This window comes from Aminobacter sp. MET-1, from assembly GCF_026521175.1.
Lineage (GTDB): Bacteria > Pseudomonadota > Alphaproteobacteria > Rhizobiales > Rhizobiaceae > Aminobacter.
Window position 1 is genome coordinate 100,371 of sequence record NZ_JAMSHL010000190.1, and the last position, 26,308, is coordinate 126,678.

The window sequence follows — 26,308 nt, forward strand, 5'->3', positions numbered from 1 at the left end:
TCATGCGTGCAGCGTGTTGCAGATGGAGTCCACCCGTGCCTGCAGGTCTCGTGCGAGGTCCTGCAGCTGCTGCTGACGGGCGCGGACGATCCACTCCAGCCATTCCGTCATCCCGGTGCCATCACGCGCCGAAACGACGATGCTTTCGATCGCCGGGTTCACCTCGCGGGCACGGGCAACACAGGCCTCGATGTCGAAATCGCAGTAGGGTGCCAGGTCCGACTTCGAGATGACCAGAAGGTCGGCCGCGGCGAACGCCTCGGGATATTTGACCGGTTTGTCATCGCCTTCGGTGACAGACAGAATGACCACCTTGTGGGCTTCGCCAAGGTCGAAGCCGGCCGGGCAGGCAAGATTACCGACATTTTCGATGAACAGAACGCCGCCCTGCCGTAGCGAAAGCGAAGCGAGCGCACGCTGGATCATGTCGGCATCGAGGTGGCAGCCCTTGCCGGTATTGATCTGCACCGCCTGGGTGTCCGTCGCACGAATGCGATCGGCATCATTGGTCGTCTCCTGATCGCCTTCGATCACCCAGGTCGGGAAGGTGCCCTTCAACCGCTGCAAGGTCTCGACCAGCAAAGTGGTCTTGCCCGCCCCGGGGCTGGCGATCAGGTTGAGCGCAAGCACGCCATGCGCGCTGAGTTCGTCGCGGACGTCGTCGGCAAACATGCCGTTCTTGGCCAGGATATCCTGCTCGATCTGCACCAGCCGCTTCTGGCTCATGCCCGGAACATGGGTCTTGGCGGCATCCTTGCCGAAATGCAGATCACCAGGACCCGCCCCAGCAACGGAATGCCGGTGCTCATGCATGTCGCCGTCGCCATGAACGTGACCGTGGGCGTCGCCGTGGTGGTGGTGATGATGTCCGTCATCGTGGTCGTGGTGATGGTGCCCATCATGGTGATGATGATGATCGTCATCATCATGGTGATGGGCATGCAGGTGCTCGTGGTCACCCCCGCCGCTCTTGCCGTCAATGCGAATGTTCTCAGGCCCGCAGCCGCATACCTGGCACATGGCTATCTCCCGCTCTTGCTTGTGGAGGGGCTTTTGGCGGACGGGTCGCCGGCATAATCAAGCAACCCCCAGATCACCCCCTTGAGGTAACGCATCGCAGCCGGGATCGGAGTTCCATGCGGCATGAAGCAGCCGAAGTAGATACCGTCGATGTTGCGCGAAATGAACGCCGCCATCTCATCAGGATCCGGGCAGGAAAAAATGCCCGCCTCGACGCCTGTGTGGATGCAATCGGCGAAAAGCCTCTTCTCAGACTCGTAGTAATCCTCGACGAAGCTGTCGATGAACTTGGGACCGGAGTCCTTGGGGCCACAGGCATTGACGAACATGATGCGCGCGAGGCTACGCAGCGTCTCCGACATCTCGACATTGAGGTCCAGACAGGCGCTCAGCCGTTCGGCCGGACTTTCATGTTGCGCGACGAGCTCGCTATAGCGGGTCATCATTCGGTCAAGCGCGTGAAGCACGTGAAGCACGGAAGACTGGTACAGCGATTCCTTGTTCTTGAAGTAATAATAGATGAGCGAGTGAGCAACACCCATCTTCTTAGCGATTAGCGGGATCGTTACTCTCCCGTAATCTTCATCGGCGAAGCATTCCAGCGCCGCCTCCAGCAACGACTCTGCCCGGACGCCTGGATTGCGGTAGAGGCGGGTCGTGGCCCGTTTGACTGATTTCACGCGATCTTTGAGATGGATGAGAGCGGCAGATTCCATGGATGATTTCCTGACTTGAGCACTGCCGGAGAAGCGCGACGCGACTGCGTCGGTTCAGCACCTGAAGTAAGGCCAGACTGCCGCTTCAGGTGTCGAGGGCACTGGTACTCGACTGCACTTTCGAGCTTGACGCTACGTAGCTTTGATATCACTGTCAACATCAGTTTTCAACCACTTTGCAACTCCGTTCGAAAATCACACCTGCTACACGCGGCCGCCAATCGCCTCATCCGCAGCGGCGAAAACACGCACAATCTTCCTTTAACTAATTGTTATATATGTATTTATTTTCAGATTTTTTAAAGTATCCTGCCCGCATTAGAGCGTTCAAGGGCATATGCCTTTCGTCTTGATACGTGCGAACTCGCTACTATTTTTACAATTGTGTCAGGAAAATTGTTTGACACGGAATTCAAACTGCCGCAACGTTATGGCGTGATGGGCAGCGACCCTATGCGACAAGACAACGAGCGCGCCGCACATCCGACAATCCGATGGAACCTGGGGTCGATCAGACAGGAGAACCCCTTGCGAGCTTCCCGGTCCTCAACAGAACCAATGCGTCGGGCGAAACTTTTGCCCGCGGGGGAAGCCGCGATGATTCCGGACTGCCAGGAAAACAGGACGATGCCAACCCCGGGGCGTTGAAGGACAATCAACGCCCCGATCGGTGTTCATTTAATCTTTGGAGGAGGATGAAATGACTATAGCTGCAACGAGCCCCGACAATGAAATACGTCGGGAATTGAACAGGCGACTGAACATCATTGCCGATCCGAACTATGAGGATCCGGCGCGAACCGACATATCGGGCCGCGAAATCGGCATGTGGTTCGCCGTCACTTCCTTTATCCTCGTCGTCGCGATCGCCATGTGGATCGGGGGTAACTGATGGCGTCCCAACCCAATTTCACCGGCGCAAGCTCCGCCTTCGGCACGCTACCAGTGCTGAAAGAAGAACGCGAGATCGGCTTCCTCGATCATTCCTGGATCAGTATCGGCCTCGCCATCGCCACTTGGGCATTCTTGTTTGGCGGCACCACAGCCCTGCTTGTAGGTGCCCGCGACGGCATCTACGCCATCATCATCGGCAACGTCATCGGCGTGTCGATCATGGCCGTCAGCGTCTGCATATCGACCGGAAAGTTCGGGATCGAACAATTCACACTGATGCGCAGCGTCTTCGGGCCTATCGGCATCCTGATCCCGGTCGGGCTTTTCCTGGCATTCGGCGTCGGCTGGTCGGCAATCCTGTCGATCATGTTCGGGCGCGCGATCAGCGGCGCCATGAACCAGGTCGGCGGCACGCATATCGGCGAAAACGACCTCGGGGTCACGCTGTTCGCGATCCTCGCGATCGCAATCTCGTGGCTATTGCTGTGGAAAGGCCCGACTGCCGTCAAATGGCTCAACCGCTTTGTCGGCCCTGGCAAGCTCATCTTGTGCTTCGGCATCCTGTTTCTCATCTTCAGCCACAAGAGCTGGAGCGACATCAGCAGTGCCGCTCCTCTTGCACCGTTTGACGACCACAGGCTCAACTTCATGATCGCGGTCGAGTTCAATCTGGCTGCCGGTTTTGGCTGGTGGCCGGTTCTGGGCAACATCACGCGCTTCACGCGTACACCCCGCGCAGCACTTTGGCCCAATCTGATCGGCGTCTTTGCTGCTACTGTTCTCGGCGAAACTGTCGGGTTGTTTGCCGCGCTCAGCCTCGGGTCATCTGACCCGACCGCCTGGATGATCCCGCTCGGCGGAGCCTTTGTCGGAGTGACCGCGCTGCTGTTCGTCGGACTGGCAAACATCACCGCCATCGCCAGCATCTTCTACGGCATGTGCCTCGCCATGCGGCAGGCTGGCGGACGCTATTTCGAAGCCCTGCCATGGGGACTGCTGACCGGTGCGCTGTTTGTGCCGGCGATCGTCATCACCTTCTTCCCGGGCGAGTTCTACGACAACTTTTTCATTTTCCTCGCCTGGACAGCCCTTGGCTTTGCGCCACTCTCCGGCGTGACGGCGATGGACTATCTGGTCCTGCGGCGAGGCCGGATCAAGCAGTGCGACGTCTTCAACGACGGTGCCGATTCCGACTACGCCTTCTGGCGCGGCATCAATCCGGCTTCGTTCCTGGCTCTGGTGGGCGGAGGCCTCGTCTACTACGCGTTGTTCGATCCCCAGTCGCTTGCCGCGCATGGTCCATTCGTCTGGATCAGTGCGTCCGTTCCTGCCTGTCTGGTGGCAGCGATCCTTCACTACGTTCTAACCAAGACGATAGTGATGCCGGCACGGCGCGGAGGATATTGATCCCGGGCCTCGGGTGGTCCGTTCACATGACGGATCACCCGCCTCACGCAATCCCCAGCACCATCGATCCAGATCCCAAAGTGAAGCGAGCCAGGGAACCACTGTTGCATACGGCAATCGGTCGTGAGGTTCGCGCCTTCCGAACCAGGCACGGTATGAAGGTGAGCGACCTGGCGGCGGCCACGAACCTGTCGGTGGGAATGCTCTCCAAGATCGAGAACGGGGGCATTTCGCCCTCACTGACGACGTTGCAGGCGATATCGCGCGGCTTGGCTGTGCCCATTACCTGGCTGGTGAGCCGATTCGAAACTGAATGTACCGCCGTCTTCGTCAAAGCCGGTAGCGACGCTGTTCCGAACAGCAAGGCTGCCAGACAGCAGTGCAAGCCCCTCGGCCATACAGACGTCAACGCCAATGGACTGCTCGTCGAGCCCCATCTGATCTCCCTCACCTGTGAGACAGACGTCTTTCCGGCGGCCGGCCATCAAGGCACCGTCTTCCTCTACCTGCTGCAAGGCGAGATCTCGTACCGTCACGGGGCCAGTATTTATCGAATGTCTCCAGGGGATAGCCTGTTCTTCGACGCGACGATCCAACATGGTGCCGAGAAACCGGCCCAACTGCCCGTCCGCTGCTTGTCCATCATGACCCGCCGTCGGGACCGATGATACGAAGCTCCCAGTCGGTGAAGGTCTCGGAGCCATCGCTCGTGCGCTGCTGCTCGACGAAGTCGGCTACGGCGTAGGGCTCATAAGAAAAGGCCCCGGATCGCTCCGGGGCCTTTCGCATGTCTCATCCACCAGTTCAGTGATGAGCCGTTTCGGCCATCTGCTTGGCATCAGGCAACTCGGCATGTGCTGCCAGGTCCTTGCGCGAGATGAAGGTGTAGAACATCGGCACCACGAACAGCGTGAACACCGTGCCGACGATCACGCCCGAGAAGATCACCAGGCCCATCGAGTAGCGTGCGGCAGCACCCGCACCCGAGGCAACGATCAGCGGCACGACGCCGAGCGCCATCGCGGCCGTGGTCATCAGGATCGGCCGCAGGCGAACCTTGGCCGAGGCGATGATCGCCTCGCTGCGCGACAAGCCATGCTCCTCGCGCTGCTGGTTGGCGAATTCGACCAGCAGGATGCCGTGCTTGGTGATCAGTCCTATCAGCGTGATCAGGCCGACCTGGGTGTAGATGTTGAGCGTACCGAGGCCGAGGTTGAGCGGTACGATGGCGCCGAAGATCGAAAGCGGCACCGACATCATGATGATGAACGGGTCGCGGAAGCTTTCGAACTGTGCCGCCAGCACCAGGTAGATCACGACGATGGCAAGTGCGAAGGCGATCAGGATCGTGCTGCCCTGCTCGCTTTCCAGGCGCGACTGGCCGGAGTAGTCGACGAAGAAGCCACCCGGCAGCAACGGCCGCGCTATGTCCTCGATCGTCTTCAGGCCGTCGCCGGTGGTCACACCGGGCACCGGCAGTGCCGAGATCGTCGCCGAATTGAGCTGGTTGAACTGCTCGATAGAAGCCGGCGACGAGTTGGTCTTGATCGTCACGACGGCCGACAGCGGCACCATTTGCCCGTTGACGCTGCGAACGAAGAACTCGCCGAGCTTCTCCGGATTGTTCCGGTACTCCTCCGGCACCTGCATGATGATGTCGTAGCTGTTGGAATCGCGGTCGAACTCGGCGATCGCGCCGCCGCCGACCAGGAGGCTCAGCGTCGATCCGACATCGCTGACGGACAGGTTGAGCGCTGCGGCACGATCGCGGTCGATGGTCACGGTGACCTGCGGCGCGTCAAAGGACAGCGAGTTCTGCACGACGATGAAGCGTCCCGAGGCCTGCGCCTTTTCCTTGATCTGCTCGGCCACCTCATAGACCTGGCTCGGATCGCCGGTCGACTGGATGACCATCGAGATCGGCAAGCCGCCGCCGGCGCCCGGAAGCGACGGTGGTGCGAAGACCAGCGCCTGCACGCCGCTGACCTTTGACAGCCGACCCTGGATATCGGCCTGCAACTCGGCCTGCGACCGGTCGCGATCGGCCCAGTCCTTGAACGCCCAGACCGAGAAGCCCGAATTGGTCTCGCCGCCCATGCCAACGATGGAGAAGTTGGCCTTGAGCTCCGGCAGGTCCTTGGTCAGGTCGCGGATCTGGTCGGCGTAGAGGCTGGTGTACTCCGTCGTCGCATAGCGGGGTGCGGTGATCAGCGAGAACAGCGCGCCCGAATCTTCTTCAGGCGCCAGTTCGCTCGACGTCTTGAAGAACATGAAGCCCGTCACCGAAACCAGTGCGATGACGATCAGCAGCGTCACCGGCCGGTACTTGAGCGAGCCGGCCACCAACCGCTCATAACGGTTGGCGACCCGTTCGAAGGTGCGGTCGACGAACTGCGCGAAACGGCTGTGGTTGCCGGCCTTCAGCAGACGCGCCGACATCATCGGGGTGATGGTCACCGCGATAAAGCCGGAGATGACGACGGCACCTGCCAGCGTCACCGCGAATTCGCGGAACAGCGAACCGGTGAGACCGCCGGTGAAGGCGAGCGGGGCGAAGACGGCGGCGAGCGTGATGGTCATGGCGACCACCGGCGCGAAGATCTCGCGCATGCCCTTGAACGCCGCCTGCATCGGCGTCATGCCCTCTTCCATGTGGCGGTGGATATTTTCGACCACCACGATGGCGTCGTCGACGACCAGTCCGATCGCCAGCACCATGGCCAGCAGGGACAAGAGGTTGATCGAATATCCCATCATCAGAAGGATGAAGCAGACACCGATCAGCGACAGCGGAATGGTCACCACCGGCATCAGCACCGAACGGAACGAGCCGAGGAACAACAGGATGACGACGATGACGATGGCGACGGCTTCGGCGATGGTCTTGAACACCTCTTCGATCGAGGCGCTGATGGTCTCGGTCGAATCATAGACCATGGTGATGGTCATGCCTTCGGGCAGGCTGGCGCTGATGGCCGGCAGCTCGGCGATGACGGCTGCTGCCGTGTTCAGCGGGTTGGCCGAAGGTGTCGGGAAGATGCCGATGAAGGTGCCCGGCTCGCCGTTGAAATTGACGACGGTGTCGGTGCTTTCGGCGGCCAACTCGACATGCGCGACATCGCGCAGCCGGACGACGTTGCCGTTCGCGGACTTGAGCGGCAGTTCGGCGAAAGACTCCGGTGTCTGCAGCGTCGACTTCATGGTGATCGAGTAAGCGACGTATTCGTTCTTGGTCTTGCCCGGCGCCGACAGGAAGTTGGAGGCGTTGATGGCCTGCAGCACTTCGGCGGCGGTGAGGCCGCGCGCGGCGAGCTTCACGGGGTCGATCCAGACGCGCATCGAATAGTTGGCAGCGCCCAGGACCTGGACTTCGGCAACGCCTTCGATGGTCGACATGCGCGGACGGATGACGCGCTCGATGTATTCGGTCAGCTCTTCCGAGCTCATGTTCGGGTTCTGCATCGCCAGATACATGATGGCGAACTGCATACCCGTGCCCTTGACGATGGTCGGGTCCTTGGCGTCGCTCGGCAGCTGACCGCGCACCTGCTGGACCTTGGACATGACCTCGGTCAGCGCGGTATCAGGGTTTGAACCGAGTTCCATCTGCACGGTCACCGTGCTCGACGACGGGCGGCTCTGCGAGGTGACGTAGTCGATGTTCTCCGTCGTCGCCACCGCGGCGGCGATCGGCGCGGTGATGAAGCCCTGGATCAGGTCGGCACTGGCGCCGGGATAGACGGTGGAGATGGTAATGACCGTCTCCTCGACCTCGGGGTACTGCCGAACCGACAGGTTGAACAGTCCCTGGAAGCCCAGGAGCAGGATCATGAAGGCGACCACCGTCGACAGGACGGGGCGGCGAATGAAGATGTCGGAAAAACTCATTTCGCGGTTGCCTTCGCATTGGCCGAGGCTGTCGGCGAAACGGTGTTGTCGATCTTCACCGGCGTGCCGTTGGTCAGCCTGTTCTGTCCGGCAATGACCAGTTCGTCGCCCGCCGACACGCCTTCGGTGATCTCGACGCGGCCTTCGGAGCGGCGGCCGACCTTGACGAACACCTGCCTGACGGCAAGAGCCGGCTCAGCCGCCGCCGGCTGGGCGGGTGCGGCAGATGCGGCGGCGGAAGCTGCAGTGCCTGCGGCCGCCTTGGCCTCGGCCGGACGAACGACATAGACGTAGTCGCCATAGAGGCTGGTGGTCAGCGCGGTCTGCGGCACGGCCAGCACGCCGTCTTCCTCGGGCAGCTCGACGCGGACGCGCACGAACTGGCCGGGGCTCAGATTGCCTTCCGGATTGGTGATTTCGGCGCGGACCGAGACCAGGCGGCTCTGCGGATCGACCTTGGGGTCGATACCAACCACCGAGCCCTTGAACGGCATGTCGTCGGCGGCAATGCCGAAGCCTACCGGCTGGCCGATCTTCAACAGGCCAAGCTGCTGCTCGGGAACGGAAAAATCGGCGCGCATCGTTTCGAGATCCTGGAGCGTGGCGACGATCGTGCCCGGCGCCAGATACTGGCCGTCATCCACCTTCGGAATGCCGATGGTGCCGGAGAACGGCGCACGCAGCTGCTTCTGGTCGACCACGGCCTGCAGCTTCTGCACCTGTGATGCCGATGTCGAGGCGGCTGCCCTTGCAGCATCGAGAGCGACTTCGGAGCCGACGCCGCGACGCTGCAGCTCGATGGCGCGGTCGAGCGACTGCTGGTCGAGCGCCGCCTGGGTCTTGGCGGCCGCCAGGTCCGCCTGCTGAACTGTATCGTCGAGCTGGATCAGCACGTCGCCCTGGTTGACGCGCTGGTTGGCCGCGAACTTGATGTCCTTGATGATGCCGGCCTGTTCGACCGTCAGATCGACGCCCTGGGAGGCGTTGACCGTGCCGATGGTTTCGATGCCGGGCGTCCACGGTGCGGGCTCGACCTTGGCGGTCGCCACGGTCACCGAGGCGACCGGCATGTTGGCGAAGAATTGCTGGATCGCGTTGTCGCGGAAGACGTTGAATCCAACGATGCCGCCGCAGACGAGAACGAGCAATACGAGAGCGATGATGAGACGCTTGATCAAAGGAGATCCCCAATCGGCATCCGGGCGGGCCGCGATGCACATTGAACCTGTTTATATGAAAACCCAAGTGCGGGGCGCTTACTGTACCGTCTGGACGGTAATGTCAATCGACGATAATGTGAAGTTTCACGGAGACGCCATCATGTCGGGCCACAGACCTAGTTCACGCGACAAAATTCTCGCTGCCGCCGCCGAACTTGCCGACATTGTCGGCCCGGGCAACCTGTCGCTCGATGCGGTGGCCCAGCGCGCCGGGGTGTCGAAGGGCGGGCTGCTCTATAATTTCCCCACCAAAGCCAAGCTGATGCAGGCCCTGGTCCAGGATTACCTCAAGACCTTCGAGGAAGCGCTCAGCGCCAAATCGTCCGACGACGAAGCCAATAGCAGCCTGGCTGCCTATGTCGAGCTGTCGGCCCAGGAGTGCAGTCAAAAGCAGCACTCTGCGGCCGGCGTCCTTGCCGCCCTCGCCGAAGACCCCGATTTCCTCAATCCGGTCAGGGACTTCAAACGCCATCTGCTCGACCGCCTCAAGGCCGAAAATCCCGATACGGCCAAGCTGCTCGTGGCTTTCCTCGTCATCGAAGGGCTGCGCAGCATGAAGCTCTTCGACATGGACATACTCCACGAGGATGAACGCAACATGGCGATCGCCTATCTGCTCGAGCAAGCTGCAGTGCAGTAGGCGCGCCTCGCCGAGCCGGTCCCGGAGCGCCGGAAAGCCTCATTGGCTCGCATGGGCTGGCCGCGAACCGGTTGCGGGTCAGCTCGCCTCGCGCAGGGCCTCGGCGGCCTGGAGGTCGACTGAGACAAGCTGACTGACGCCCTGCTCGGCCATGGTCACGCCGAACAGGCGATTCATCCGCGCCATGGTGATCGGGTTGTGCGTGATGACGACAAATCGCGTTTCGGTCGATGCCGCCATCTCGTCCATCAGGTTGCAGAAACGCTCGACATTGTGGTCGTCGAGCGGCGCATCGACCTCGTCGAGCACGCAGATCGGCGCCGGATTGGTCAGGAACACCGCGAAGATCAGGGCCATCGCCGTCAGCGCCTGCTCGCCGCCGGACAACAGCGTCATCGTCTGCGGCTTCTTGCCGGGCGGGCGGGCAAGGATTTCGAGACCGGCTTCGAGTGGGTCCTCGGATTCGATGAGCTGAAGCTCCGCCGTGCCGCCGCCGAACAGGTGGGTGAACAAGCGCTTGAAATGGCCGTTGACGAGATCGAAAGCGGCCAGCAGGCGCTCGCGCCCTTCCCGGTTCAGCCCTTGGATACCCTGGCGCAGCTTGCGGATGGCCTCGATGATATCCTCACGCTCGGAGACGATCGCCTCGAGCCGCTCGGACAGTTCCTTCTGCTCTTCCTCGGCCCGCAGGTTGACCGCACCGAGCCGCTCGCGCTCGATCTTGAGGCGCTCCAGCGTGCGCTCGACCTCAACCGGGTCCGGCATCGGGCTGTCGGCTTCGAGACCGGTATGCCGAAGGACCAGATGGGGCGGTGTCGCAAGCACTTCCTGGATGCGTGCCTCGACCTCGCGGCGACGTTCGTCGGCGGCGGTCAGGCGCTCCTCGGCCCGCGCACGGGCCTCCCGGGCTTCGGCCAGCCCCTGGATCGCGGCGGTCGCCGCCTTGTCGAGAACGGCCTGCCTGGCCTCGGCCTCCTGCAGGCGATCGGAGACTTCCTTGCGCGAGACCTCGGCGCGGCCGAGCTCCGACATCAGCGCCCTGCGGCGGACGTCGAGTTCGTCCGGCGCTTCGGCCAGCGTTTCGCGCTCGGCTGCAGCTTCCTCGCGCCGCTCGGCGAGCGCCTCGATCTGCTCGCCAGCACTTTCGGCACGCAGCACCCAGCTCTGGCGCTCGGCGGCGATCGCCGCAAGCCGGCGCGCCCTGGCCTCGGCCTCGCGGCTGAGCCCGTCATGCACGGCGCGCGCATCGGCCACCGCCGAGCGATCGCGCGCGACGGCGCCCGAAAGCTGTTCGAGGCGCATCTGCAGGTCGGCGAGATCAGGTGCCGAGCCAAGCAGTTCCTCGGCCTCGACATAGGTCGCTTGCGCCTCTTCATGCGCATCGGCGACACGCGCCCGGGCCTCGTCGAGCGCGGCACGGCGGCTGGTCAATTCGCCCGCAGCCTTTTCGGCCTGGGCCAGCGCATCGCGGGCCGCCCCCACCTCGTGCTGCGCTTCGCGCCAAGCCTGCCGGGCCTGACGCTCTGCCTCGGTGCTTTCGCGTAGCGCATTTTCGGCACGTGCCAGCGCTTCTTCGGCCTTGCGCACCAAAAGTGTCGCCTCGACCGCCTCGGCGTCGAGTTCGGCAAGCCGGTTCTTCTGCGCAAGCCGTTGTGCTGCCGCGGTCGGGGCATCGGCGCTGGCGGTCAATCCGTCCCAGCGCCACAGCGCGCCTTCGCGGCTCACAAGGCGCTGGCCGGGCATCAGAAGCCGCTGCAGCTTTGCGCCCTCGGCGGCATCGACCACGCCGACCTGTGCGAGGCGTCGCGCCAGCTGGCGCGGTGCGCGGACAACCTCGGCAAGGCTGCGCGCGCCATCGGGCAGCTTCGGATCGCCCGGCGCCGGTTCGGCATCGCCCCAATGGACGGGCGCAGCACGGTCGAGCGCTGCTTCGAGATCGTCGCCAAGGGCAGCGCCGAGAGCCGTCTCGAACCCGCGTTCGACGCCGATCTGTTCCAGCACAGCCGGGAAAAGGTCGCCCGAGGCAGCATTGATGATCTTGGCCAGCGTGCGCGCTTCGGTCTCGATACGCGCCAGTTCGGCCTTGGCTTCTTGCAGCGGCGCGCGCGACGAAGCTTCCGCCTGCCGTGCCTCGGTGACCGCACGTTCGGCCTCGGTGGCAGCAAATTCTGCCTCTTCGAGCGCTTCCTGCGCTGCTTCGGCAAGCATCTGCTTTTCCGCCGGATCGGCGAGTGCAGAGATGCGGGCGGCAATCTCGCTTGCCTCGCGGTCGAGCTCGGCCAACTGGCGGGCGAAACGGTCGCGGCGTTCGGCGGCATCGCGCATCGCGCGCTCGGCCTGGGTGCGTCCGGCGGCGGCGTCGGCGCGTTCGGCGGTCACCCGGCCCAGTTCCGCCTCGGTCAGCGCCAACGTCGCCATCGCCTCTTCGAAGGCAGCGCGTGTCGCCGTCTCGCGGTCGGTCGCGCCGGCGTTCTCGTCGTTGAGCGACTTTTCCTCGGCGTCGAGGCGCGACAGGATCGCGGCGTTGTCGCCGATCATGCGCTGCTCGCGGGCAATGTCGGCGTCGAGCTGCTGCAGACGGCGGTCGAGTTCGCTCTGGCGCGAGTTGATGCGCCCAGCTTCTTCCTCGAGCTGCGAACGGGCAATGGAGAGCCGTTGGAAGGTCGCGGCCGCCGCAGCAGCGGCATCGCGCATTTCCGGCAACTTGTGTGCGCCGACCGCCTGGTCCCTCGCCGCCGCCATCTGGGCCGCGGCACGGTCACCGACCAGTGCCGTCGCCGTCGCCAGTGCCGACTGCGCTTCGCCTTCCTGGGTCTTGGCCAGCGTCCAGCGCAGATGCAGCAGCGTCGCTTCCGCCTTGCGGATGTCGGCGGACAGGTTCTTGAAGCGGGAGGCCTGGCGCGCCTGGCGCTTCAAGCTTTCGATCTGGCTTTCGAGTTCGCCGACGACATCGTCGAGGCGTTCGAGGTTCTGTTCTGCCGCGCGCAGACGCAACTCGGCTTCGTGGCGACGTGTATGAAGGCCGGAGATGCCGGCCGCTTCTTCCAGCAGCGCACGGCGCGCCTGCGGCTTGGCCTGGATCAGTTCGCCGATGCGCCCCTGCCCCACCATCGACGGCGACCGGGCACCGGTCGACTGGTCGGCGAACAGAAGCTGCACGTCCTTGGCACGCGCTTCCTTGCCGTTGATGCGATAGACGGAGCCTGCCTCGCGCTCGATCCGGCGCGACACCTGCAACTCGTCGGCATCGTTGAAGGAAGGCGGGGCTGTGCGGTCGGAATTGTCGAGGAACAGCGTCACTTCGGCGGTGTTGCGCGCCGGCCGGGTGCCCGAACCCGAGAAGATGACGTCGTCCATGCCGGAAGCGCGCATGTTCTTGTACGAGCTTTCGCCCATCACCCAGCGCAACGCTTCGACCAGATTGGATTTGCCGCAGCCATTCGGCCCGACAATGCCGGTGAGGCCGCGTTCGATCACGAACTCGCCCGGCTCGACAAAAGACTTGAAACCGAGAAGGCGGAGGCGCGAAAACTTCATTCGCGCCAGTCCGCACGCAAGGGTACGCCGAAGCCGCGTGGCCCCGGCGCTACGAACCTGTCAGAGCATGCCGTCGATAACCGCCGACATTTCCTCAATGGACATCGCCCCTTTGTAGACATTCCCGTTGATGAAGAAGGTCGGCGTGGAGTCGACCTTGAAATCCTTCTCGCCGCGGGCACGCACCGCCCTGATATCGTCCAGAAGCTTCTGGTCAGTCAAGCAGGCCTCGAACGACTCCTGTGAAAAGCCGGCCAGCTTGGAAATTTGCAGCAGCGCGTCCTTCGGGTTCTGCGACGCTGCCCAGTTCGACTGCTGCTTGAACAGCACGTCGACCATCGGGAAGTAGTTATCCTTCGAGCAGCGCGCAAGCATGAAGCCCGCCTCGGCCAGCGGGTCGAAGGGGAATTCGCGATAGATCAGGCGCACCTTGCCGGTGTCGATGTATTTGGTCTGGATCGCCGGCAGCGTCTTTTCATGGAAGGTGGCGCAGTGCGGGCAGGTCATCGAGGCGTATTCGACGATGGTGACGGGAGCGTCCGCCTTGCCCAGAACCATCTCGGGCAGGCTGCCGGCTTCCAGCAGCTTGGCCATGTCGACGGTGCCCTGTGCCTCAGGCGCCTTCACCGCCTGGACTGGCGTCGCCGGGGCAGCCGGGGTGGCGGCCGGCGTAGCCGGCTCGGCAGGCTTGGGCGTTGCTGCGTTGGCCTGCTCGCCGGAATCGCTGCAAGCTGAAAGCAGGGCCGCGGCCGAAACGGCTGCGAGCCCGGTAAGTGCGGTCCTGCGAGAAATCGAACGAAGCATACGAATCACCTGACGATGGTTGGATTTTGCAATGTGCGGTTACGTGAAAGCGAGAGTTGGCGCGAATTAAGGCATGGCTGTCCCCAAACCAATCGCGATTTGCCGCACATTCGATCACGAATGCGCGAGAACGATGGCCAATTCTACTTTCGACTGCCCAATATGTTCGCGCCAAGCTTCTCGAGCGACGCCTTCAGGCCCTCGTCCTCGATGTAGCGCACTGCGCCCGCCACCTTGACTTGTTCGGCGTCGGTAAGCTTGCGAAGGCGTGGCCGCGGCCTGGTTGCCGCCCCCGACACCGGCTTCTGGACGATGCGGATGCGGCCGATGGCGTTGAAGCCGAGATAGGAATTGACCCGACCGATGATCTCGCCGGTCTCGTGCTGGAGATGGAGTGCTGCCGGCCCCGAACAGGCGACGATCAGGACCGCCGGCTCGAACGGATCGTCCTCCTGCATGCGCCGCGGCCACTGGATCTTTTCGGGTCGGGTATTGTGGGCAAGACGCGGGCCGACGATCTCTTCCCACGACTGCACGAGCCCGACCGAGATACCGGTGCGCTTGCGCAGGACGGGATCGAGGATGGCACTTGCCAGATCGCTGACCGGAACGGGATTGCCCGTCCACCTTTTCCCTGCCATGTCGTTCTCCAGAAATACCCCTGTCGACACGCAACGCCGAAGGCAGTCAGACCATCAATGGCATCCCCGACCGATAGCCGCAAGCACGCCACCGATGTGGACGGCAGGATCGCGACACTGCTGCTCGAATGGTACGACCTTCACCATCGCGAATTGCCTTGGCGCACGCCGCCCAGCGACCTGAAGCGTGGCATCCGCCCTGAGCCATACCGTGTCTGGCTGTCCGAAATCATGCTGCAGCAGACCACCGTCGAGGCGGTGAAGCCCTATTTTCGGGCGTTTCTGGAAAAGTGGCCGGACGTTGCGGCACTGGCCGCCGCCGAGACCGAAGACGTCATGAAGGCCTGGGCCGGGCTCGGCTACTACTCTCGCGCCAGGAACCTCAAGGCCTGCGCGGAGAAGGTGGCGCACCTGCCGGGCGGGCGTTTCCCCGACAGCGAAGACGGCCTGCGCGACTTGCCCGGCATCGGCCCCTATACGGCTGCGGCGATAGCCTCCATCGCCTTCAACCGGCCGGCGGCGGTTGTCGACGGCAATGTCGAACGTGTCGTCACGCGGCTTTTTTCCATCGCAACGCCCCTGCCCCAGGCCAAGGTGGAAATCCGCGCCCATGTCGAGCGGATGCTGGCTGCGGCGAGGCCCGGCGATTTCGCCCAGGCGATGATGGATCTGGGCGCCACCATCTGCACGCCGCGCCGGCCGCGCTGCATGCTGTGCCCGTTGCGTTCGGACTGCAGCGCCGTCGTCTCGGGCGATCCCGAATACTATCCCGTCAAGCCGGCCAAGGCGGAACGACCACAGCGGCGCGGCGCGGCGTTCGTGGCTGTCAGGGGCGATGGCGCGGTGCTGTTGCGCAAGCGGCCGGGCAAGGGTCTGCTCGGCGGCATGACGGAGGTGCCGACGACCGACTGGACCGCACGCGTCGACGGCGCCACCGGACCCGACAGCGCGCCCTTTGCCGCGAAATGGCAGCGAGCGGGAAATATTACCCACGTTTTCACCCATTTCGCACTCGATCTGGACGTGTTTCGCACCGACGTCACGATGGACCAGGCTCCGACCGACCACTTCTGGTCGCTACCCGCAGACCTCGCCGGCGAAGCCTTGCCAAGCGTCATGAAAAAAGTCATCGAAGCTGCCATACCGGGCGTAACGAAACGAGGACGTTAGCGAAACCATGAGCGATATCCGCCACATCGTCTACGACATCGGCAAGGTGCTGATCCATTACGACCCCGACATTCCCTTCAGCCGCATCATCCCCGATCCGGTCGAGCGCCGCTGGTTCTTCGACAATGTCTGCACCAGCGAGTGGAACATCGAGCAGGATCGCGGCCGGAACTGGGAAGAAGCCGAGGCGCTGCTGATCGCCGACTTCCCCGAGCACGAAAACAGCATCCGCGCCTTCCGCCAGCACTGGCATGAGATGGTGCCGCACGCCTATGACGACAGCGTCGCCCTGATGGAGGGACTGGTCGATGCCGGCCATGACGTCACCATGCTGACCAACTGGGCGTCGGACACGTTCCGCGAGGCGCGCGGTCGCTTCCCGTTCCTCGAAAGGCCGCGCGGCGTCACCGTTTCCGGCGATGTCGGGCTGATCAAGCCCGACCGGCGCATCTACGATCTCCACGTCGCCTCCTTCGGTCTCGACCCGAAGGCTGCGCTGTTCATCGACGACAGCCAGAAGAACGTGAATGCCGCCATCGAGGCCGGCTGGCAGGCGGTGCTGTTCACAAATGCGAAAACGCTCGAGGCGGACCTCGAGCGTCTCGGGATCGGACGGTGACTGGAAACCGGCCGATCGACGAATCCGGACTGGCTAGATTGGCTGCCGGAATTCGATCTCTATGGCAGGCTCGAAACGGGCTCTGAAGGTCCAGAACGGGTTATCGATGAAGCCTGTGCCGTCGCGCCGGACAGGCCGGCGCGAGTGAATCTTCAGGCCCCCGCCTTTTCCATGCCGACGCGCACGATACGGCGCAATTCGTCGATCTGGGTCAGGCCGCCGGCACGCTCGTAGTGCCAGAAGGTCCAGCCGTTGCAGGCGTCGAGCCCCTGGACCGAGGCGCCGACGCGGTGGATCGAACCTGCGGTGTCGCCGATCGCCAGCGTACCGTCGGCGCGAACCTTTGCCGCCCAGCGCTTCTTCGCATCATACAGCGTCGCCCCAGGCGCCAGCAGGCCCATGTCGAGCAGGCTGCCGAAGGCGACACGCGGCTCGGCGCGCTTGCCGGTGAGCACGGTGAGCGCCGGACCTTCGAGCGGACGCACAGCGGCGATGCGCTCGTTGGCGGCGTCGATATAGGCCTGTTCGCGCTCGATGCCGACGAAATGGCGGCCGAGTCGCTTGGCGACGGCACCTGTCGTGCCGGAGCCGAAGAACGGGTCGAGAACCACGTCGCCCGGCTTGGTCGAGGCCATCATGATGCGGGCAAGCAGCGCCTCCGGCTTCTGCGTCGGGTGCAGCTTGTTGCCGTCCTCGTCCTTCAGGCGCTCGCCGCCGGTGCAGATCGGGAACAGCCAGTCCGAGCGCATCTGGACGTCGTCGTTCGACGCCTTCAGCGCATCGTAGTTGAAGGTGTAGTTCTTGCCCTTCTGGTCGCGCGAGGCCCAGATCATGGTCTCATGGGCGTTCTGGAAGCGGCGGCCGCGGAAATTCGGCATCGGGTTGGTCTTGCGCCAGACGACATCGTTGAGGATCCAGAAGCCGAGATCCTGCATCGTCGCGCCGACGCGGAAGATGTTGTGATACGAGCCGATGACCCAGATGGTGCCGTTCGGCTTCAGCACGCGGCGGGCGGCAAGCAGCCAGGCGCGGGTGAAGGCGTCATAGGCGGCGAAGCTCTCGAACTGGTCCCAGTGATCGTCAACCGCGTCGACCTTCGACTGGTCCGGGCGATGCAAATCGCCATCGAGCTGCAGGTTGTAGGGCGGGTCGGCAAAGATGATGTCGACGGAGTTGGCCGGCAGCTTGTCGAGCGCCGCAACGCAATCGCCCTTGATGATGGTGTCGAGCCATTCCGACTGCTGGGGAGTGCGGGAAAGCTGGTCGAGAGGACGCACTGCTGACATTCTGATACCCGGGATGACGCGTTACTGTTTACTCACCGTTATGGTTACCGATCAGCGTAAACAATTGGTGAAGCGGCCCTCGCAATTTGCAGATCGGGGCAGAATGGTGTAATCGCCGCGGCTTGATCTTTTCGGCCTGCGCCCGGCGCCGCCCCAGTTTCCCGGACCGTCATGACCCAGCCAGAACTAGTGATATTCGATTGCGACGGCGTGCTCGTCGATTCCGAGATCATCGCCGCCCGCATCGAAGCGGAACTGCTGACCGCAGCCGGCTTCGAAATCACCGCCGAGGAGATCGCCGAGGCCTATGCCGGGCTGACCTTCAAGGACATCATGCTGAAGATCGAGGAGAAGGCGGCCATCCCCTTCCAGGCCTCGCTCATCACCCAGGCCGAGGAACTGGTGGACCGTCGCCTCAAGTCCGACGTGCGCGCCATCGACGGCGTGCACGAGGCGGTCGCTGCGGTGACGGCGCCGCGGTGCATCTGCTCCAACTCGACCACAGAGCGCATCGAAATGATGCTCGAGCGCACGCGCATCCTGCCGCTGTTCAAGGGCCGCATCTTCTCGGCGCTGGAAACCCCGAGCAAGAAGCCGAAGCCTTCGCCGGACGTCTTCCTGCACGCCGCAAGCACCTATGGCGCCGATCCGGCCAAGACCTTCGTGATCGAGGATTCGGTGCACGGCATATCGGGCGCGGTTTCGGCCGGCATGCGCGTCATCGGCTTCACCGGCGGGGCGCACAGCTATCCCGGGCATGCCGACATGCTGACAGAGGCAGGTGCCGAGACGGTGATTCGCCGCTGGGCCGACCTCGGCGGCGTGCTCCAGGCACTCAGCATGTGGTCCGAACACGCCTGAACGCAAAAGCGCCGGCGATACGCCGGCGCTTGAATGCATGCAGGAAGAACTTGCCTACTGGGCCTTCTTCTTGGCCGGGCCCTCGTCGAAACCGGCAAAGATCTGGATGTCGCGCGCGGTCGGAACCGGAATCACGACATTGGCGTCGGTGAAGACGAACTGCGTCGCGGTCGACGGGTCGGAAACCTGCACCACGTTCTTGTGGAGCTGCGAATAGAGCACCTCTTCGCCACGGATCACTGCGATGCGGATCGGCATGTTGACCGTTCCGGCACCGCCCGCCGGACCGACCACGACCTTGCCGGCGACGCCGACCTTGATCGCCATCTGGCCGTCGGCGCGCGTGCAGCTGCGGGTGACGTCGGTGATCGCCGACTGGTGGACCAGCTTGGCCGGATCGTCCTGGCCGCCCTTTGCATAGCTGTTGAAGAAGGCCGTGCCGTCGCGCAGCGTGACATTCGGGCAGTAGGCAAGCAACTCGCTGGCCAGGATCTTGCCCTCTTCGGCCGCAATCACCTTGGGGTCTTTCGGCGCGGGAGGGCTGAAAAAGCCGCCGCTGCCGCCTGATTGGCAGCCCGTGACGGCGAGCATAAAGCCTGCGGTCGCCAAAGCCGTCAGAAAACGGCCGTCGATCAAACGAAACACCATGAACTGCACTTCCCTCTCGCAAAGCAGTCGTTCTATATCAACCGCGCGGCAAAAATGCGACTGATGGAGCGCAGTTTTCCCCGTCCCGCCGATTACCGGCAGGTCGCTGCGCGTTGGAACGGATAGATATGCACTATGTGAGTACCCGTGGGGAAGCGCCCACGCTCGGATTTTCCGATGCAGTTCTGGCCGGCCTGGCCCGCGACGGCGGCCTCTATCTCCCGGCGCAATGGCCAACCTTCAGCGCCGCCGAAATTCGCGCCATGCGCGGGCTCGGCTACGCCGACCTGGCGATCCGTATCCTGACGCCATTCCTTGGCGGCGAGATCAAACAAGACGTCTTCGAGCGCCTGGTGCGCGAGGCCTATGCCACCTTCCGGCACGACGCCGTTTGCCCGCTCGTCCAGACCGGCGCCAACAGCTTCGTGCTCGAACTGTTCCACGGCCCGACGCTCGCCTTCAAGGACGTCGCCATGCAGCTTCTGGCGCGCCTGATGGACCACGTGCTTGCCGAACGCGGCCAGCACGCGACCATCGTCGGCGCGACCTCCGGCGACACCGGCGGCGCCGCGATCGAGGCCTTTGCCGGACGCGAACGCACCGACATCTTCATCATGTTCCCGCATGGCCGTGTCTCGCCGGTGCAGCAGCGCCAGATGACCACCTCGTCGGCCTCGAACGTTCATGCGCTGTCGATCGAAGGAAACTTCGACGACTGCCAGGGCCTGGTGAAGGACATGTTCAACGACCACGGCTTCCGCGATCGGGTGCAGCTGTCGGGCGTGAACTCGATCAACTGGGCGCGCATCATGGCCCAGATCGTCTACTACTTCTCGTCCGCCATCTCGCTCGGCGCGCCTGACCGGCCGGTGTCCTTCACCGTGCCGACCGGCAATTTCGGCGACATCTTCGCCGGTTACGCCGCCAAGCGCATGGGCCTGCCGATCGACCAGCTGGTCATCGCCACCAACGACAACGACATCCTGGCCCGCACGCTGAAGAGCGGCGAATATCGCCAGACCGGCGTGGTTGCCACGACCTCGCCGTCGATGGACATCCAGGTTTCGTCGAACTTCGAACGGCTGCTGTTCGAGGCCTCCGACCGCGACCCGGCCGTGGTCCGGCGCTACATGGCCAGCCTCAAGCAGTCCGGCGCCTTCACCATCGAGGCAAAGGCCTTGGCCGGCATCCGCAGCGAATTCGGCGCCGGTCGCGCCAGCATGGACGAGACCGCCGCGGCCATTCGCTCGACGCTCGAAGGCAGCGGCTACCTGCTCGATCCGCATACCGCGACCGCTGTCCACGTCGCCGCCGGACTTCCCGGGAGCGACGTGCCGATGGTGGTGCTTGCCACCGCGCATCCGGCAAAATTCCCGGCTGCGGTGAATGCTGCCTGCGGCATCGAACCCGCTTTGCCAAAATGGCTGTCGGGGCTGATGGAACGTAAGGAAAAGTTCACGGTACTTCCATCAGAGATAAAAATGGTGGAAGATTACATTAGCCGCCGTACACGAGCGGCGGGTTAGGGAGTACGCTTAATATGGGTGTTGAGGTAAGCCGTCTGTCGAACGGCCTGACAGTGGCCACTGAAGCACTTCCAAGCGTAGAGACCGTAGCTCTCGGCACATGGGTCAAGTCGGGCGCGCGCAACGAGCGCGACGACGAGCACGGCATGGCTCACCTGCTCGAACACATGGCGTTCAAGGGCACCAAGAACCGCTCCGCCTTCGAGATCGCATCGCAGATCGAGAACGTCGGCGGCGAAATCAACGCCGCCACATCGGTCGAGACGACGTCCTTCTATGCCCGCGTGCTGGCCGACGACGTGCCGCTGGCGGTCGACATCCTGTCCGACATCCTCCAGGATTCCGAATTCGATCCGAACGAGCTCGAGCGCGAGCAGCATGTCATCCTGCAGGAAATCGGGGCAGCGCACGACACGCCCGACGACATCGTCTTCGACCGCTTCACCGAAACCGCGTTCCGCCACCAGACGATCGGCCGTTCGATCCTCGGCACGCCCGAGACGGTGCAGTCTTTCACCTCGGCTCAGCTTCACGATTTCATGACCCGCCAATACGGCGCCGAACGCATGGTCGTGGTGGCTGCCGGCGACGTCAAGCATGACGAATTCATCCGCCACGTCGAAAAACGGCTCGGCAACTTCCGCTCCAAGGCCGAAAGCGCCATTCCGCAATACGCGCAATATGTCGGCGGCGATTTCCGCGAAGACCGCGACCTGATGGACGCGCAGATCGTGCTCGGTTTCGAGGGCCGCGCCTATCACGTCCGCGACTTCTACGCCTCGCAGGTGCTGTCGATGATCCTCGGCGGCGGCATGTCGTCACGCCTGTTCCAGGAAGTGCGCGAAAAGCGCGGCCTTTGCTACTCGGTCTATGCCTTCCACTGGGGCTTTTCCGACACCGGCATCTTCGGCGTCCACGCCGCGACGGGTCAAAGCGACATCGCCGAACTGCTGCCCGTCATCATCGGCGAATTGCAGAAGGCCGGCGACAGCATCCTGCTGGAAGAACTCGACCGCGCCCGCGCCCAGTATCGCGCCGGCCTGATCATGTCGGCCGAGAGCTGCTCCAGCCGCGCTTCGCAGATCGCGCGCCAGCTTCTGCTGTTCGGCCGCCCGATCGCCAAGGAAGAGCTGATGGAGCGGCTGTCGGCGCTGACTGTCGAGCGCCTGACCGACCTGTCGGCGCGCCTGTTCTCTACCCAACCGACGATCACCGCGGTTGGCCCGATCGGCACCCTGGCGCCTTACGAATCGATCCTTGACGCGCTGCCGGGCGCACATACGACCGCGCGCAAGCTCGCCGTCTGACCAGCCCAAACACGCATGTTGTCGTTCTCGCTCTTTCGCCGCGACACCCCGGCACTGAAAGGCGAACGCGTCAGCCTGCGGCTGCCGAACTGGCGCGACTATCACGAGTGGGTGGCGCTCCGGGCTGAAAGCCGTTCGTTCCTGGAACCCTGGGAGCCGCGCTGGGCACCCGACGAGTTGGATCGCTCGGCCTGGCGCATCCGCCTCTCGCGCTACAAGGACGAGTTCATCCAGGGCACGGCTGTCGCCTTCTTCATCTACGAAAACTCGAGCGGCAAGCTCGTCGGCGGCATCACCCTCGGCAACATTCGCTACGGCGTCGCCCAGACCGGGCATATCGGCTACTGGATCGGCGAACGTTATGCCGGCCAGGGCTTCATGGTCGATGCCGTCAGGCTGGTGGCGCGGCATGCTTTCGATACGCTCCGGTTGCACCGGATCGAGGCTGCCTGTATCCCCGACAATGCGCGCTCTGTCCGCGTGCTTGAAAAAGCCGGATTCCGGCGCGAAGGACTTTTGCGATCCTATCTCAGGATCAACGGCGAATGGCACGACCACTATCTTTACGCACTGATCGCGGACGACCCGCAAGCTGTCACCATGAAGGCCTGAACTTGTCGAAGCATCTCCTGCTGGCGCCCCTGTTTGCGCTCATCGTGTCCATGATCGCTAGTGTCTGCGCGGTGTCGCCGGCACTCGCCGTGGAACCGATCAAGATCTCCCGCGACGACGTCGCGCTCAATCTCTCGGGCGCCGTCGAAATCTACCGGAATCAGGGCGAGAACTTTCAGGTTTCGACAGCGCCGGGCCTCGACGGCATCGTGCGCCGCATCGAGGTCGAGGCCAACGACAAGCGCTCGTCCGGCGACTGGGCAGTGTTCGCGCTGGCCAATACCACCGACCAGGTGATCGACCGCCTGATCGTCGCGCCGCATTTCCGGCTGGTTGGCTCCGGCCTTTTCTGGCCCGACCTCGGCTCGAGCCGCATCGCCGCCATCACGCCAAGCGAAGGCTTTGCCCTCGACCGCCAGGCCAGCCCCGACGCCGACGTGTTCCTGGTCACCCTCAATCCGAACTCGGTGGTGACCTTCATCGCCGAGCTCGCCTCCCCCAAGCTGCCGCAGGTCTATCTGTGGGAACCGGAAGCCTACAAGGACACGGTCAATTCCTACACTCTGTTCCGCGGCATCGTCATCGGCATCGCCGGCCTTTTGGCGCTGTTTCTGACCATCCTGTTCGTGGTCAAGGGAACCTCGATGTTCCCGGCAACGGCCGCTCTGGCATGGGCGGTACTCGCCTATATCTGCGTCGACTTCGGCTTCCTCAACAAGGTCATCGAGGTCTCGCCCGGCAACGAGCAGATATGGCGGGCCGGGACTGAGGTGGCGCTGGCAGGAACGTTCGTCGTCTTCCTGTTCGCCTATCTCAACCTCAACCGATGGCACGGCCATTTCAGCTACGGTGCCTTCGTCTGGATCATCGGCCTGCTGCTGATCGCCGGCGTCGCGATCATCGATCCCGCCGTTGCCGCCGGCATCGCGCGTATTTCTTTCGCCGCGACCGCACTCACCGGCCTTGGGCTTATCGTCTATCTCAGCATCCGCGGCTACGACCGCGCCATCATGCTGGTTCCCAGTTGGGCGATGGTGCTGATCTGGCTGAGCGGCTCGTGGATGGCGATCACCGGCGTGCTCGACAACGACATCGTCCAGCCTGCCCTCGGCGGCGGCCTGATCCTCATCATCCTGCTCATCGGCTTCACCGTCATGCAGCATGCCTTCGCCGGCGGCGGGGCCCATCAGGGGCTGTTCAGCGACATGGAGCGCCAGGCGCTGGCGATTTCCGGCTCCGGCGACATCGTCTGGGACTGGGACGTGCTGCGCGACCGCGTCGTCACCCGCCCCGACGTGTCGATCCAGCTGGGCCTTGCTCCCAACAGCCTTGGCGGGGCCGCGCGCAACTGGCTGCCCGTGCTGCATTCCGACGACCGCGACACGTTCCGGACGACGCTCGACGTCGTGCTGGAGCACCGCCGTGGCCGGGTGTCGCAAAGCTTCCGCCTGCGTGGCGCCGACGGCCACTATCACTGGTTCTCGCTCAGGGCCCGGCCGGTGATCGGCTCCGACGGCGAAGTGATCCGCTGCGTCGGCACGATGGTCGACGTCACCGAGCAGAAGAAGTCGGAAGAACGCCTCTTGCACGACGCCGTGCACGACAATCTGACCGGCCTGCCCAATCGCGAACTGTTCATGAACCGGCTGGAGGCGATCATCTCGATCGCCCGCACCGAGGAGAAAGTGCGGCCTTCGGTCTTCGTCATCGACATCGACCGCTTCAAGCTGGTCAATGACGGTCTCGGCATTTCCGCCGGCGATACGATCCTGTTGACCATTGCGCGGCGCCTGCACCGCCTGCTCAAGCCGAAGGACTCGCTGTCGCGCTTCGCCGGCGATCAGTTCGCCCTGATGCTTCTGTCGGAGCAGGACCCCACGCGCATAGCGGCCGTGGCCGACGCCATCAAGCAGGCGATCAAGGCGCCGATCACCTTCGCCAAGCGCGAGATCGTGCTCACCGCATCCGTCGGCCTGATCACCTGGACCACGGCCCAGGCCTCGGCCGAAGACATGGTCAAGGACGCCGAGCTTGCCATGCACCAGGCCAAGCGCTTCGGCGGCGATCGCATCGAACCGTTCCGCCCGGCCTTCCGCACCGTGGGCACCGATCGCCTGCAGCTCGAATCGGATCTCCGCCGCGCCATCGAGCGCAAGGAGTTCACGCTTGCCTACCAGCCGATCGTGCGGCTTGAGGATGGCACTGTCGCCGGCTTCGAAGCGTTGCTCCGGTGGGACCACCCGCGCCGCGGCATGATCCCGCCGGGCGACTTCATTCCGGTCGCCGAAAGCTGCGGCCTGATCGTCCAGCTTGGCCTGTTTGCCATGCAGCGCGCGGCCGACGACCTGGCCGACTGGCAAAAGCAGATCAACGACGCCCCGCTGTCCGTTTCGGTCAACCTGTCGAGCCGCCAGCTGATCCGCCGAGACCTCGTCAGCGACGTCCGTTCGGTCATCGCGCGGGCCAATCTCAAGCCGCGTTGCTTCCGCCTCGAGCTCACCGAATCGCTTGTCATGGACAATCCCGAGCAGACCAACCATGTGCTGACCAAGCTGAAGCAGCTTGGCATCGGCCTGTCGCTCGACGATTTCGGCACCGGCTATTCGTCGCTGTCCTACCTGACCCGCTTCCCCTTCGACACCATCAAGATCGACAAGAGCTTCGTCGACGACACCTCGCCCAAGCGCGCGGTGCTGATCAAGTCGATGGTCAACATGGCTCACGAACTGGGGCTGTCGGTGGTCGCCGAAGGCATCTCGGACGAGAGCGACGCCCTCGAACTGCGCCAGATGGGCTGCGAATATGTGCAGAGCTTCATGTTCGGCGCGCCGATTCCCGGCGACCAGGCGCTCAAGATGCTGAAGGAACAGTACCCGCTCGCTCAGGCGTGACCGGCTGCCGTGCTCAATCGCGCCAGGTCGATCCCGAGCGCAGCGAGGATGCGGTCGTATTTGCGGTCGATGTCGGCGTCAAACAGCAGCTCGGACGTCGCCGGGCAGGTCAGCCAGCCATTCTCGGCGATCTCGCTTTCGAGCTGGCCTGCACCCCAACCCGAATAGCCAAGTGCCATCAGCGCATGGCGCGGCCCACGGCCGGCCGAAATCGCGCGCAGGATGTCGACGGTTGCCGTCAGGCATATCTCGTCCGAAACCGGCAGCGAGGATTCGACCTTGTAGTCGTCTGTGTGCAGCACGAAGCCGCGGCTGCGGTCGACCGGCCCGCCATTGCGGACGATGAAGTCCTTGGCCTTCATCGGCAACCGGATCGCCTCCTGCTCGTCGAGGATGCCAAGCTGGACCAGGAGATCGGGAAAGAGCAGCGGCTGGACCTGGTTGATGATCAGGCCCATGGCGCCTTCGTCGCTATGGGCGCAGATGTAGATGACGGCGCGCGAGAACCTGTCGTCCTTCATCCCCGGCATGGCGATGAGGAACTGATCGTCGAGAAAACCGCGCTGCGAGGCGCCCTTCTTCTGGCGTAAGAGGTCCATAGCCAAAGGTAACGCGTTTCCT

23 protein-coding genes are annotated in these 26,308 nt (G+C 63.6%); 12 read left to right on the top strand and 11 right to left on the bottom strand.

Annotated features, from left to right (window positions below):
* The gene (hypB, locus tag NDO48_RS30135) at positions 1 to 813 is read right to left on the bottom strand and encodes a hydrogenase nickel incorporation protein HypB (protein WP_263007834.1); all 813 of its coding nucleotides are present in this window, start codon (positions 811 to 813) and stop codon (positions 1 to 3) included.
* Between hypB and NDO48_RS30515 the strand changes: the two genes are divergently transcribed.
* The gene (locus NDO48_RS30515; protein ID WP_263007835.1) at positions 802 to 1,077 is read left to right on the top strand and encodes a hypothetical protein; all 276 of its coding nucleotides are present in this window, start codon (positions 802 to 804) and stop codon (positions 1,075 to 1,077) included. The two genes, hypB and NDO48_RS30515, sit on opposite strands and share 12 nt — an antisense overlap.
* Here NDO48_RS30515 and NDO48_RS30140 read toward each other — a convergent pair.
* Positions 1,023 to 1,736: a TetR/AcrR family transcriptional regulator gene (locus NDO48_RS30140; protein WP_267322172.1), complete on the bottom strand. Its 714-nt coding sequence runs from the start codon at positions 1,734 to 1,736 to the stop codon at positions 1,023 to 1,025. The two genes, NDO48_RS30515 and NDO48_RS30140, sit on opposite strands and share 55 nt — an antisense overlap.
* Before the next feature lie 700 nt (positions 1,737 to 2,436).
* Between NDO48_RS30140 and NDO48_RS30145 the strand changes: the two genes are divergently transcribed.
* Genes NDO48_RS30145 through NDO48_RS30155 form a run of 3 tightly spaced genes read left to right on the top strand, consistent with a single transcriptional unit; the run spans position 2,437 to position 4,705 of the window.
* Positions 2,437 to 2,628, top strand: coding sequence for a hypothetical protein (locus NDO48_RS30145; protein ID WP_254348555.1), 192 nt, complete (start codon positions 2,437 to 2,439; stop codon positions 2,626 to 2,628).
* Entirely contained in the window at positions 2,628 to 4,037 is a 1,410-nt protein-coding gene (locus NDO48_RS30150; RefSeq protein WP_267322171.1) for a purine-cytosine permease family protein, read from the top strand. Before NDO48_RS30145 ends, NDO48_RS30150 begins: the two co-directional genes overlap by 1 nt.
* Positions 4,038 to 4,063: 26 nt before the next feature.
* On the top strand, positions 4,064 to 4,705 hold the full coding sequence (locus tag NDO48_RS30155; RefSeq protein ID WP_267322170.1) for a helix-turn-helix domain-containing protein: 642 nt from the start codon (positions 4,064 to 4,066) through the stop codon (positions 4,703 to 4,705).
* On the opposite strand, the gene NDO48_RS30160 is transcribed toward NDO48_RS30155, so the two are convergent.
* The 3 genes from NDO48_RS30160 to NDO48_RS30170 are packed head-to-tail and all read right to left on the bottom strand — an operon-like array spanning position 4,680 to position 9,103.
* Positions 4,680 to 4,826: a hypothetical protein gene (locus NDO48_RS30160; protein WP_263007840.1), complete on the bottom strand. Its 147-nt coding sequence runs from the start codon at positions 4,824 to 4,826 to the stop codon at positions 4,680 to 4,682. The two genes, NDO48_RS30155 and NDO48_RS30160, sit on opposite strands and share 26 nt — an antisense overlap.
* A 15-nt stretch (positions 4,827 to 4,841) precedes the next feature.
* On the bottom strand, positions 4,842 to 7,925 hold the full coding sequence (locus NDO48_RS30165; protein WP_263007841.1) for an efflux RND transporter permease subunit: 3,084 nt from the start codon (positions 7,923 to 7,925) through the stop codon (positions 4,842 to 4,844).
* A complete protein-coding gene (locus NDO48_RS30170; RefSeq protein WP_263007842.1) occupies positions 7,922 to 9,103 on the bottom strand; it encodes an efflux RND transporter periplasmic adaptor subunit in 1,182 nt (393 codons plus the stop codon). The genes NDO48_RS30165 and NDO48_RS30170 overlap by 4 nt, the downstream gene beginning before the upstream one ends.
* 142 nt (positions 9,104 to 9,245) lie before the next feature.
* Here NDO48_RS30170 and NDO48_RS30175 point away from each other — a divergent pair, with 142 nt between their 5' ends.
* Positions 9,246 to 9,785 carry a TetR/AcrR family transcriptional regulator gene (locus tag NDO48_RS30175; RefSeq protein WP_263007851.1) on the top strand — a complete coding sequence of 180 codons (540 nt, stop codon included), beginning with the start codon at positions 9,246 to 9,248 and terminating at the stop codon, positions 9,783 to 9,785.
* A gap of 78 nt (positions 9,786 to 9,863) precedes the next feature.
* Here NDO48_RS30175 and smc read toward each other — a convergent pair whose 3' ends face one another.
* The 3 genes from smc to NDO48_RS30190 all read right to left on the bottom strand — a co-directional run bounded on the left by smc (position 9,864) and on the right by NDO48_RS30190 (position 14,767).
* Entirely contained in the window at positions 9,864 to 13,322 is a 3,459-nt protein-coding gene (gene smc, locus NDO48_RS30180) for a chromosome segregation protein SMC (protein ID WP_267322169.1), read from the bottom strand.
* Positions 13,323 to 13,382: 60 nt separating this feature from the next.
* The gene (locus NDO48_RS30185; RefSeq protein WP_267322168.1) at positions 13,383 to 14,126 is read right to left on the bottom strand and encodes a DsbA family protein; all 744 of its coding nucleotides are present in this window, start codon (positions 14,124 to 14,126) and stop codon (positions 13,383 to 13,385) included.
* Positions 14,127 to 14,269: 143 nt separating this feature from the next.
* Entirely contained in the window at positions 14,270 to 14,767 is a 498-nt protein-coding gene (locus NDO48_RS30190; RefSeq protein WP_267322167.1) for a DUF721 domain-containing protein, read from the bottom strand.
* A gap of 57 nt (positions 14,768 to 14,824) precedes the next feature.
* Between NDO48_RS30190 and mutY the strand changes: the two genes are divergently transcribed.
* Positions 14,825 to 15,937 carry an A/G-specific adenine glycosylase gene (gene mutY / locus NDO48_RS30195; RefSeq protein WP_267322166.1) on the top strand — a complete coding sequence of 371 codons (1,113 nt, stop codon included), beginning with the start codon at positions 14,825 to 14,827 and terminating at the stop codon, positions 15,935 to 15,937.
* 7 nt (positions 15,938 to 15,944) lie between these two features.
* Positions 15,945 to 16,556 carry an HAD family hydrolase gene (locus tag NDO48_RS30200; protein ID WP_267322165.1) on the top strand — a complete coding sequence of 204 codons (612 nt, stop codon included), beginning with the start codon at positions 15,945 to 15,947 and terminating at the stop codon, positions 16,554 to 16,556.
* A 152-nt stretch (positions 16,557 to 16,708) separates the two neighbouring features.
* Here NDO48_RS30200 and NDO48_RS30205 read toward each other — a convergent pair whose 3' ends face one another.
* A complete protein-coding gene (locus NDO48_RS30205; protein ID WP_267322164.1) occupies positions 16,709 to 17,842 on the bottom strand; it encodes a site-specific DNA-methyltransferase in 1,134 nt (377 codons plus the stop codon).
* Between the two features lie 171 nt (positions 17,843 to 18,013).
* Here NDO48_RS30205 and NDO48_RS30210 point away from each other — a divergent pair, with 171 nt between their 5' ends.
* Positions 18,014 to 18,703, top strand: coding sequence for an HAD family hydrolase (locus tag NDO48_RS30210; RefSeq protein WP_267322163.1), 690 nt, complete (start codon positions 18,014 to 18,016; stop codon positions 18,701 to 18,703).
* A gap of 54 nt (positions 18,704 to 18,757) precedes the next feature.
* On the opposite strand, the gene NDO48_RS30215 is transcribed toward NDO48_RS30210, so the two are convergent.
* Positions 18,758 to 19,351 (bottom strand): hypothetical protein, encoded by a 594-nt coding sequence (locus tag NDO48_RS30215; protein ID WP_267322162.1) that lies wholly within the window; start codon positions 19,349 to 19,351, stop codon positions 18,758 to 18,760.
* A 128-nt stretch (positions 19,352 to 19,479) separates the two neighbouring features.
* On the opposite strand from NDO48_RS30215, the gene thrC reads away from it, so the two are divergent.
* The 4 genes from thrC to NDO48_RS30235 are packed head-to-tail and all read left to right on the top strand — an operon-like array spanning position 19,480 to position 25,687.
* Complete coding sequence (gene thrC, locus NDO48_RS30220) at positions 19,480 to 20,877, top strand: threonine synthase (protein ID WP_267322161.1); 1,398 nt, start codon at positions 19,480 to 19,482, stop codon at positions 20,875 to 20,877.
* 14 nt (positions 20,878 to 20,891) lie between these two features.
* Positions 20,892 to 22,184: a M16 family metallopeptidase gene (locus tag NDO48_RS30225; RefSeq protein WP_267322160.1), complete on the top strand. Its 1,293-nt coding sequence runs from the start codon at positions 20,892 to 20,894 to the stop codon at positions 22,182 to 22,184.
* Between the two features lie 15 nt (positions 22,185 to 22,199).
* Positions 22,200 to 22,796 carry a GNAT family N-acetyltransferase gene (locus NDO48_RS30230; protein WP_267322159.1) on the top strand — a complete coding sequence of 199 codons (597 nt, stop codon included), beginning with the start codon at positions 22,200 to 22,202 and terminating at the stop codon, positions 22,794 to 22,796.
* Positions 22,797 to 22,846: 50 nt separating this feature from the next.
* A complete protein-coding gene (locus NDO48_RS30235) occupies positions 22,847 to 25,687 on the top strand; it encodes an EAL domain-containing protein (RefSeq protein ID WP_267322178.1) in 2,841 nt (946 codons plus the stop codon).
* Here the strand turns inward: NDO48_RS30235 and NDO48_RS30240 are convergent.
* Entirely contained in the window at positions 25,678 to 26,286 is a 609-nt protein-coding gene (locus NDO48_RS30240) for a YqgE/AlgH family protein (RefSeq protein ID WP_267322177.1), read from the bottom strand. The genes NDO48_RS30235 and NDO48_RS30240 overlap by 10 nt on opposite strands.
* Positions 26,287 to 26,308 lie beyond the last annotated feature (22 nt).